Origin of the sequence: Paraburkholderia phosphatilytica, assembly GCF_003443895.1 — a bacterium.
Classification (GTDB): Bacteria; Pseudomonadota; Gammaproteobacteria; order Burkholderiales; family Burkholderiaceae; genus Paraburkholderia; species Paraburkholderia phosphatilytica.
This window is the reverse complement of sequence record NZ_QQOA01000084.1, coordinates 1-6266: the sequence shown is the minus strand read 5'-3', so window position 1 is coordinate 6266 and position 6266 is coordinate 1. Positions and strand designations below refer to the sequence as shown.

Here is a 6266-nt window from a genome sequence, read left to right as displayed (position 1 = left end):
GAACATCTACTACGCGAACGCGCGGGTCATCGAGCTGCTGATCGTCGCGGGCGTCTGGTATCTGGTGGTCGTCACCGTGCTGTCGATCCTGCAGGCGCGCATCGAACGCCACTACGCGCGCGGCGCGGGGCGCCAGGCGGCACGCAAATGAAGCCCGGGAAAGCAGGTACTGTCCCACCCCCAGAACAAACCCATCCAGCACTTCATCGCCGCCGTGATCGCGTGACCGCATCTGCACCATGCCGATCGCACCGTTCGCCACCCTCTTCGCCTACAGGAACCATCATGCGTCTCTCCATTCTTTCCAGCGTCGCGCTCGCGCTGACCGTCGGCGTCGCCACGTCAGCGATGGCACAGTCCGTCAAGAACCCCATCGTTGCCGCCATCGTGCCGAACTACCCGCCGTTCGAATACAAGGACCCGTCCACCGACAAGCTGGCTGGCTTCGACGTCGATCTCGGCGAAGCGCTCGCCGCGAAGCTCGGCGTCAAGATCCAGTGGCAGGAAACGAGCTTCGACCAGATGATGAACGCTGTGGCGACCAAACGCGTCGACATCATCCTGTCCGGGATGACCGACCTTCCGTCGCGCCGCACCGCCCTCACCTTCGTCGACTACATCAAGACCGGCCCGCAGTTCTACACGTTGAAAACGAAGGCGGGAGACTTTCCGGACATGGCGGCGCTCTGCGGCAAGCACGTCGGCACGAGCCGACGCACGTCGTTTCCGGACGATATCGCGACGTGGAGCAACGCGTACTGCGTGAAGGCCGGCAAACCTGCCGTCGTCGTCGTCGGCACCGACGGGTCGGCCGACGCGCGGCTGCAGTTGCGCCAGAACCGCATCGATGCAGCCGTGCAAGGCGGCGAAACGCTGCCTTACCAGAACAGCATCGACGAGAATGCCTACGCGCCGATCGGCAAGATGTTCGCGTCGCAGTACTCGGGCATCGGTGTCGCAACGGACAACGCTGCGCTTTCGAAGGCCCTCGCCGGCGCGCTCGACCAGCTCATTGCCGACGGCATCTACACGAAGTTGCTGGCGAAATGGGATCTGAAGGACCACGCGGTCCAGAAGACCTTGGTGAACGGCGAGGTCACCCGATAACGGTCACCCCGCCGGTATCGATCAATTGCTGGGGGCGCCGTTCATCGTCACCTGACGCATCGCGCTCGACTGCAGCCCCCACTTCGCAACGATCCTGCTGTACGTGCCATCGGCAACCAGCTTGTCGAGCGCGGCATGCACGGCGTCACGCAGCTGCGTATTGGACTTCGCGAAAGCGATCCCTTCCGGCGATGTCGCGAACGGCTCGCCGACCGGCTTGTACGTGTTCGGCTCGAGCTTCATCGCGTACGGCAAAGTTTCGCTGCCCTGCACGCCGGCCACGATGCGCCCCTGCTTCAACTGCATGCGCGCCGCCGACGTGTCCTCGGTGCCGACCACGCTGATCGGAGTTTTGCCCGCGCAGTTCTTCGCGCTCCACGCGGCGGTGTCGGACGGAAACGACGTGCTGCGGCTCGTGCCGACCGGTTTGCCGCACAGATCGACCGCCTGGTGGATCGCGTTGCCCGATGCGCTCGCGAGCACATAGAACTGCGCGCCGGAATTCAGGTAGTCGAGGAAATCCGCGGCGTCGCGTCGGCCGGGCACGTCGCTCACGCCGCTCAGCACCATATCGACGCGCCCTGTCGTGAGCGACGGCAGCAACTGTTCGAACGCGGACTCCTGCCAGTCCAGCTTGACACCGAGCTGCTTCGCGATCGCATTGCCGAGGTCGATGTCGAAGCCGACCAGCTCGCCGCTATCGGGCTCCTTGTATTCCATCGGCGGATAGATCGCATTGACGGCCACCTTGATGGTTTTCGACTTCGCGATCGCGTCGGGCAACGCCTGCGCGTGCGCGACGGCGCCGAACAGAAACGTCGAGAGACACAGCGCCGTCAGGCGCGACATGCGGAACGTGCGGGACATGATGGATAGCGTGTTGAGCTTGTTCATGGGGAGTACCTTCAGTGAGTGTCAAAAGCCGGTGCGGGTGGTGGTCAACCGTTCAACGTAGTACCGGTCTATCCTCCGCGTCCCCGCTCATCCAGTTCAGCATCGCGCGGGCTTCCGGAATCGTGTCCAGTTCCATCGTCATGCTGGCGAGCGCATTCGTCGACGCGCCGTCGAGCACGATGCCGGCCAGGGTTCGATACTTCGACAGCAATGCCGCGTCCGACAGCGGATTGCCTGGATCGCCGAGCGGTGTCAGCACCTGACGCGAGCGCGACGCACCGTCGAGCGTCGTCAGCGTGATAACCGGTTCGTCCAGATCGGACATCGACGGGTCGATCTCGAGCGTGATGCGCTTCATCACCGCAGTCATGCGCGGGTCGAGCCGCGCCGCTTCGAGATACGCAGAGAGTCCCGCATGGCGATTCACCAGCACGGACGCGACAGCATAGGGCAGACTCATCTGCGACGACGCCAGGTTGCGCAACTCCCGTCCGCCGCACATCTTCGCGACGAAAGCGCTCAGGCGGACGTGCACGCTTCGCAGCTCGTCCACTTCGCATGGCCGGTCGCGGATCAGATCGAGCGTCGCGTCCACGGCGGCATGCGAGCTGCGGCAGGACGCATGCGGCTTGATCGAGCAGCGCATGATCTTCCATGTCTCGCCCAGTTCGTGCAACAGCGCCTGCGGCTCCCGCGTGTCACGCGCGAACGCGTTGAAGAAACCGCCCCACGCGTCCGCGAAGACCTGCGTCGGACCGCTGACGCCAGCCTGCGCGAGCAACGCCGCCAGCAGGCCGCCCTCCGCCGCGCGGCCGGTGTGCATCCGCTTCGTTTGCGACGCGTCGTGGATGAATCCCCACAAGCCGCCGCTGAAGCTTCCAGCATGCCCCAGCGCCGCGGCCGTCTGCGCCGCATCGAGCCCGAGAATCCGCGCGCTCGCGGCGGCCGCGCCGAACACCCCGCAGGTCATCGTCGAGTGCCAGCCATAGCCGTTGTGCGGCGAGTAGCCGCCGCACGCTTCGAGCACGCGCCGGCCGACGTCGTAGCCAAGCACCACCGCGTCGACGAAGTCGCGTCCGGGCACCGGCCGTGGCGTGCAACTCAAGGCCGCGAACGCGGCAGGCAGCACGACCGCACCCGAGTGATCGCAGCCGCCGGCGTCGTCGAGTTCGAGCGCGTGCGCAGCCACGCCATTGGTGAAGGCCGCGCCGCGCGCACCCAAGGTGCGCTTCGTGCCCCACACCAGCGTGTCCCCCTGCCCGTCCGCCGCCATCACCGCGAGGGCGCTGCGGGACTCGGAAGCCGCCGCGCCCGCGAGGGCGGCACCCAACGTGTCGAGGATGTGCCGCTTCGCCTTGTGAACGACGTTGGCCGGAATCGCGTCGCTGGAGAGGCCGGCAACGAACGCGGCAAACTGTTCGGACAACGACAGATCACGCGCGCGCATCATGCGCTCTCCCGGTGCCGGGCAAAGATTTCGACCGGATGACCCGGTTCGTTGCCGTCGGCATGCTCGCGCCACCACGACGCCACCTGCGCGCCGGTCGCGAACCACACGTCGTCATGGCTTCGCATCTCCGCGAGCAGTTCGCGCAGCACGTCGATGCGCCCGGCCGTGCCGATGATTTCCGGATGCAGTCTCAGCACGTAGCACAGGCCGAAGCGGCGAAACGCGGCGAAATCCTGCTTCCAGTTCGAGAGGACTTCGCGATACGACGCGATGCGCGGCTGTCCGACCGGGACGGCAGGCGACAGGTTGTACACGAAGTATGGCTCGTCTTCGAGTTCGTAATGCAACGGCAGTTCGACAAGCTGCGGCGCATCGGTCCGCGCGGCTACGCCCGCGGGCACAGCTCGATCGTCCAGATGGAAGTACGGCAGATCGTCGCCGCGCCATGACGACGACCAGGTGATGCCTTCGTCGCGCAGAAAGCCCGCAAAGCCTGGTGCCCAGTTGCCGGTCAGCGAACGAAACCCTTGCACGCGGCGCCCCAGTCTGTCCTCGATCGCATGCCGGCCCGCGTGAAACGCCTGCTTCTGCTCGTCGAGCGTCAACGTGTCGAAGTTTTCGCAGCGAAAGCCGCTCGTGCCGGTCTCGTGACGTTGCGCGTCGATTCGTTGCAGCAGATCCGCATGGGTCTGCGCGACAGACCCGGGCACGAACCAGCTCGAACGCACGTCGGATTCCTCGAGCGCATCGAGCACGCGGTCGACACCGCGCTTCGCGCCATAGCGCCATACCGACAGCGATTTCTCGCGTCCTGCGATACGCGGCTCCTGCGTCAGGATGCCATGCACGTCGTTGAAGTCGACCGTGACGACCGCCGCGCATCGCGCGCGGTCCGGCCAGCGAGGTTCTGTCATACCGAAGACTCCAGCGTATGCACCGATTCCGCTTCATCGAGCCACCATTGCGCGACGTCGCGACACGTGGCGAACCATACGTCGCCCTGCTCGCGCATGTGCTCGATCAGTTGCTCGAGCAGCGCGATCCGTCCCGGCTTTCCCGATACCTTTGGATGGAACAGCGTTGTGAGGCAGAGCCCGTCCCGATGCGAGCCATCGAATTCGCGGCGCCAGTTGTCGAGCGTCGTGTCGTAGCTCGCGATCCGGTCGAGGCTGGCCGGGAAATCCGGATTGCGGTGATATGCAAGCGATGCGTAGTCGTCCAGTTCCCAGCGTCCGGGTATTTCGACCAGCGGCGCGGCGAAGCCTTCCGCATGCAACAGGTACGGCCGGTCGTCGCCGCGCATCGAACTCGAATAACGCACGCCGGCCTCCATCAGCACGTGAATCGTGTCCGGGCTCCAGTCGCCCGAGGGCGTGCGAAATCCCACCGGGCGTATCCCGAGGTAACGCGAAAATACGTCGATGCAGCGCGCCATCACGTCGCGTTGACCCGCACGGTCGAGCGTCCAGAACGCTTCGTGGCGGTAGCCGTGGTACGCGATTTCGTGCCCGCCTTCAAGAATCCGCGCGCATTGGCGCGGCCAGTTTTCGATCACCCATGCCGGGACGAAGAACGTGGCAGGTACACCGCGCTCGTTCAGCAGGTCGAGCAGACGCTCCAGCGCGCGCCAGGGTCCGTAGCTGCCCAGCATGAAGTACGACGGATTGTTCCAGATCGAGCCGTCGAGCATCGCGTCGCCCGTCGGACCGTCGAGGTCGAAAGCGAGCGCGACACAGGACCGGCGACCGTTAGGCCAGCGCGGTGCGTGCACTGCAGGCGTGCGAGATCCACGCCGTCGAATAGATGCGTTCATCGAGACTTGTTACAGATCGAAGTTGAGACAGATTCCGGCTGCGTTCGCCTGAGCGTGCCGGCTATGAGAGCACCGCCGAGATGAACTCTCTGGTACGGGCATGCTGGGGATTCGAGAGCACCTGTTCGGGGGTCCCCGTCTCCACCACCCGCCCCTGATCCATGAAGACCACACGGTTGGCCACTTCACGGGCGAAGCCGAGTTCATGTGTGACGACGATCATGGTCATGCCGCTCGTGGCCAGGTCGCGCATCACGGCGAGCACCTCGCCGACGAGCTCCGGGTCGAGCGCGGAGGTCGGTTCGTCGAACAGCATCAGCTGTGGGCGCATCGCGAGTGCCCGTGCGATCGCGACGCGCTGCTGCTGGCCGCCGGACAGCTCCACCGGAAACGCGTCGCACCGGTGACCGAGGCCCACGCGCGTGAGCAGCGCGCGTGCTTCTTCCTCCGCTTCGGCACGCCTGCGTTTGAGCACCTGCACCGGACCCTCGATCACGTTTTCCAGCGCGGTCTTGTGCGGGAACAGGTTGAAGCGCTGGAACACCATGCTCGTGGCGAGACGCTGACGCGCGATCTGCCGCTCCGACAGCTCGTAGAGCCTGTTGCCCGATTGACGGTAGCCCGCCAGCTCGCCGTTGACCCACAGCGCGCCGCCGTCGATCTGCTCGAGCTGGTTGATGCATCTGAGGAAGGTGCTCTTGCCGGAGCCGGATGGGCCGATGATGCACAGCACCTCGCCCTGTGCCACGTCGAGCGAAATGCCGTGGAGCGCCTGAAAGTCGCCGTACGATTTGCGGATGTCGACGGCGCGTGCGATGGCAGTCATGTCGGTTTCTCCGATTTCACAAGCTTCATTTGCGTGCCGCCCGGTGCCCCGCGCCGCGAGCGTAGTGGCGCTCGATGCGTGCCTGCAGGATCGACAGCACGGTGACGACCACCAGATACCAGACGCCCGCGACGATCAGCAGCTCGATGACCCGCGCGTTCGCGTAGTAGATGTTC

Annotated in this window: 6 protein-coding genes and 1 pseudogene; 2 read left to right on the top strand and 5 right to left on the bottom strand. The window is 65.3% G+C overall.

Going from position 1 to position 6266, the window contains the following annotated elements; translation table 11 throughout:
• Together DVS29_RS38285 and DVS29_RS36485 are read left to right on the top strand one after the other, a co-directional pair.
• Positions 1-151: pseudogene (locus DVS29_RS38285) on the top strand (amino acid ABC transporter permease); the annotation flags it as partial.
• A 134-nt stretch (positions 152-285) separates the two neighbouring features.
• Positions 286-1107, top strand: coding sequence for an ABC transporter substrate-binding protein (locus DVS29_RS36485; RefSeq protein ID WP_118186178.1), 822 nt, complete (start codon positions 286-288; stop codon positions 1105-1107).
• 21 nt (positions 1108-1128) lie between these two features.
• Here the strand turns inward: DVS29_RS36485 and DVS29_RS36480 are convergent, their stop codons facing one another.
• From DVS29_RS36480 to DVS29_RS36460, 5 genes are all read right to left on the bottom strand, one after another.
• Positions 1129-2001, bottom strand: a complete 873-nt coding sequence (locus DVS29_RS36480) for an ABC transporter substrate-binding protein (protein WP_240655995.1) — start codon at positions 1999-2001, stop codon at positions 1129-1131.
• Between the two features lie 52 nt (positions 2002-2053).
• Positions 2054-3451, bottom strand: coding sequence for an MmgE/PrpD family protein (locus DVS29_RS36475; protein WP_240655994.1), 1398 nt, complete (start codon positions 3449-3451; stop codon positions 2054-2056).
• Positions 3448-4365, bottom strand: coding sequence for a polysaccharide deacetylase family protein (locus DVS29_RS36470; RefSeq protein ID WP_118186175.1), 918 nt, complete (start codon positions 4363-4365; stop codon positions 3448-3450). Before DVS29_RS36470 ends, DVS29_RS36475 begins: the two co-directional genes overlap by 4 nt.
• Positions 4362-5264, bottom strand: coding sequence for a polysaccharide deacetylase family protein (locus DVS29_RS36465; protein WP_118186173.1), 903 nt, complete (start codon positions 5262-5264; stop codon positions 4362-4364). The genes DVS29_RS36470 and DVS29_RS36465 overlap by 4 nt, the downstream gene beginning before the upstream one ends.
• A gap of 61 nt (positions 5265-5325) precedes the next feature.
• Entirely contained in the window at positions 5326-6090 is a 765-nt protein-coding gene (locus DVS29_RS36460) for an amino acid ABC transporter ATP-binding protein (RefSeq protein WP_118186170.1), read from the bottom strand.
• Positions 6091-6266: the final 176 nt, after the last annotated feature.

What these genes read in the sequence shown, in the direction of transcription:
- DVS29_RS36465 (WP_118186173.1), bottom strand. Translation starts at nt 5,264, where the DNA reads ATGAACGCATCTATTCGACGGCGTGGATCTCGCACGCCTGCAGTGCAC.
- DVS29_RS36485 (WP_118186178.1), top strand. Translation starts at nt 286, where the DNA reads ATGCGTCTCTCCATTCTTTCCAGCGTCGCGCTCGCGCTGACCGTCGGC.
- DVS29_RS36480 (WP_240655995.1), bottom strand. Translation starts at nt 2,001, where the DNA reads ATGAACAAGCTCAACACGCTATCCATCATGTCCCGCACGTTCCGCATG.
- DVS29_RS36475 (WP_240655994.1), bottom strand. Translation starts at nt 3,451, where the DNA reads ATGATGCGCGCGCGTGATCTGTCGTTGTCCGAACAGTTTGCCGCGTTC.
- DVS29_RS36460 (WP_118186170.1), bottom strand. Translation starts at nt 6,090, where the DNA reads ATGACTGCCATCGCACGCGCCGTCGACATCCGCAAATCGTACGGCGAC.
- DVS29_RS36470 (WP_118186175.1), bottom strand. Translation starts at nt 4,365, where the DNA reads ATGACAGAACCTCGCTGGCCGGACCGCGCGCGATGCGCGGCGGTCGTC.